Below are 2,943 nucleotides of genomic sequence, written 5' to 3'. Positions count from 1 at the left end.
CTCGCCTTCGCCGAGACATGGGTCGCTTACTACGTTCCAGGAGGGGTAGGCTGGGCTGAGGGCGTCACGTTCGCGGTGCTGTTCCTTATCCTCATCGTGCGGCCGCGTGGAATTCTCGGCCAGGCTGTCGAGGAATAGGGGGAAAAGATATGACCGCAACGAACCAGGCAGCGATCGTCGCTCTTTGCGCCGCCGCATTCCTTAGTTTTACGTTCTTCGGCAGCCCGCAGGTCGGCGACTGGATGTTCCGCGTCTCGACACTGATGATGCTGGCGATAAGCTGGAATCTCATGGCCAATGCCGGCCTCATTTCCTTGGGCCATTCGGCTTTTTGGGGCGTCGGCAGCTATGCCGCCATCCTCAGTGCGAACGCCTGGGGTCTGCCGATCTATCTCAGCCTGATCGTATCCATGCTGTTCGGTAGCCTTCTTGGCTTCTTCCTCGCGGTCGCCACCGGGCGACTGCGCGGCATCTTCTTCGCGATCTCCACGCTCGCGCTCTCCGAAGGACTGCGTATCTCGGCCTTCATGGCGCCGGATGTGACGGGTGGTGCGGTAGGGCTGTTCCTGAACCCGTCTCTGCGGCCGTCGACAACCACGCTCTACATCATCGGTTGCATCGGTGCGGTGGCCGCGATTGTCATTTCCGTCATCTTGTCGCGGTCACGGTTTCATTTTGCCTGCCGCGCGATGCGCGCCAACGAGTCGGCGGCGCAAATGCTGGGCATTAGGCCCTACACCTATCGCATGGGCCTACTTGCGATTTCCGGGGCCATAGCTTCCTGCGCCGGCGGCATAAACGCATGGTATGGTGGCTACCTCGACCCTGAAATCGGGTTCACCCTACATTTCACGATCCTTTCGCAGATCGCGCCGATCCTCGGCGGCGTGCATACACTCCCCGGCCCAGTCATAGGCTCGTTCGCGATCATTGCGCTCTCGGAAGCGTCCCGCATCTTCTTTGGGCAGCAGGAAGGCTTCAGCCAACTCATCTACGGCCTGGTGCTGGTCGTCGGCATCCTGTTCATGCCCGCGGGAATATGGGGCGCAATCCGCAAAGCGTGGGATCGCTGGTCTGCCCGCGGGCATTCGCAGACAGGCGAGGATTCACCCAGCCCGCGCGAGGAGACCAAGGCATGAGCGCGCTTCTGACCGTTCGCAATCTTCAGACCGGATACGACGGCGCGGTTGCGGTCCGCGACATGGACATCGACGTCGCCGAAGGTGAGGTCGTGTGCCTTCTCGGCTCCAACGGCGCTGGTAAGACGACGACGATGTCGGTACTCACCGGGCTAATGCCGGCCATGGCGGGCACCGCTACTTTCGGTGGTCGCGATCTGCTGGCGATGGCGAGCCACGAAAGGGTCGAGGCTGGTCTCGCCCTCTCGCCGGAGGGCCGCAAGGTTTTCCCCAATCTCACGGTGGAGGAAAACTTGATCCTTGGGTCCTACAATAAGATGGCGCGGGCAGGACGAGCGTCCAAGCTGGAGGAGGTCTACAGCCTCTTTCCACGTCTCATTGAACGGCGTACCCAGAATGCGGGTCTTATGTCTGGCGGCGAGCAGCAGATGTTGGCTATTGGACGCGCGCTGATGGCCCGACCCAAGCTGCTGCTCCTGGACGAGCCCTCGCTGGGCCTCGCGCCCAAGATCGTCCAGTTGGTCTTCTCGGCGATCCGGCAGATCGCCGAGTCAAAGACAACGATCCTTCTCGTCGAACAGAATACACACGCCGCTCTCAGCGTCGCCGACCGAGGCTACGTCCTTTCGCACGGCTCCATCGTCTTCGCGGCACCCACCGCGGAACTGCGCGAGTCCCAACTCGTCCGCGAAGCCTTCATCGGAAGCGATACCAAGACCAGCCGCCCGGAGTCGCGACATGCTTGAGATCAAGGGACTGACAAAGCGTTTCGGCGGTCTGGTGGCGGTCAGCAAGTTCGACCAATTCGTCGAGGAGAAGGAATTCCTGGGCATCATCGGACCGAACGGTGCCGGCAAGACGACACTGCTCAATCTGATCACGGGATACCTGGCGCCCTCGGAGGGTACGATTACCTTCAAGGGTCAGGATATCACGACAGCCGCGCCCTACCGGGTCTCTCGGATGGGTATCGGCCGCACGTTCCAGGTCGTGCGGCCCTTTGCGGAAATGAGCGTGTTGGATAATGTTGCGACGGGCGCATTGTTCTCTCGCGACGACCGCCCGAGCGTTGCCGAGGGCCGTCGCCTCGCGCAGCGTCCGCTCGAACTCACAGGTCTGTGGCATCTGCGGGACCTGCCGGCGTCCGCTCTCACCATCGGTAACAAGAAGAAGCTGGAACTCGCGCGCGCGCTTGCCACCAGCCCGCAATTGCTTTTGCTCGACGAGGTCATGGCCGGCCTGACGCGTGGCGAGATCGACGAATTGATCGTTGTGCTCAAGCGCATTCATGAGGATGGCGTGACCATTTGCATGATTGAGCATCTAGTCCACGTGATCATGCAGCTTTCGCAACGCGTCATGGTGCTAAACTTCGGCGAGAAGATTGCCGATGGGACACCCAGTGAGGTTGTCGCCAATCCCCTGGTGGTCGAGTCTTATCTGGGCAAGGCGTTAGAAGAAGATGCAGCTTGAGGTTGGTGACACGGGCCTGCCGGGCCCTGCTCACGGAAGCCAGGGCGGGATGTCGCCCATGCCGTTCGGAAACGGACCTGGGAATGAGGAGGCATCCTGCGTGGAAGCTGCTGGTCCTGTCCGAGCCTGTAGAGGTCCGTGGGTTCGACCTGTCCGTCTTCGTGCTTTCGTCCGACGGGGCGGGGGGGGACGCCTCGAATGTCTCGAAGAAATCGCCTCCCAAGCGACCGGAATCCCGAGGATGTTAGTCCTACGAGATTCGGCGTCGGCGGGCCGTCGCCGCGGCGACGGCCCGCCGGTTCGGCGCACCGATCACGCGCGCAATCCGGGG

At 61.8% G+C, this 2,943-nt stretch carries 3 protein-coding genes; all 3 read left to right on the top strand.

The features are described from left to right. Nucleotides 1-149: 149 nt before the first annotated feature. Genes ACK8OU_RS20020 through ACK8OU_RS20010 form a run of 3 tightly spaced genes read left to right on the top strand, consistent with a single transcriptional unit; the run spans nt 150 to nt 2,612 of the window. A complete protein-coding gene (locus tag ACK8OU_RS20020) occupies nt 150-1,139 on the top strand; it encodes a branched-chain amino acid ABC transporter permease (protein WP_410305092.1) in 990 nt (329 codons plus the stop codon). After that, nucleotides 1,136-1,885 (top strand): ABC transporter ATP-binding protein, encoded by a 750-nt coding sequence (locus ACK8OU_RS20015; RefSeq protein ID WP_410305091.1) that lies wholly within the window; start codon nt 1,136-1,138, stop codon nt 1,883-1,885. The genes ACK8OU_RS20020 and ACK8OU_RS20015 overlap by 4 nt, the downstream gene beginning before the upstream one ends. After that, nucleotides 1,878-2,612: an ABC transporter ATP-binding protein gene (locus ACK8OU_RS20010; protein WP_410305090.1), complete on the top strand. Its 735-nt coding sequence runs from the start codon at nt 1,878-1,880 to the stop codon at nt 2,610-2,612. The genes ACK8OU_RS20015 and ACK8OU_RS20010 overlap by 8 nt, the downstream gene beginning before the upstream one ends. The last annotated feature ends 331 nt before the right edge of the window (nt 2,613-2,943 follow it).

The organism is Pontitalea aquivivens (genome assembly GCF_046507575.1).
Lineage (GTDB): Bacteria > Pseudomonadota > Alphaproteobacteria > Rhodobacterales > Rhodobacteraceae > Pontitalea > Pontitalea aquivivens.
The sequence above is the reverse complement of the archived record's forward strand: the minus strand, read 5'-3'. Positions and strand labels throughout refer to the sequence as shown.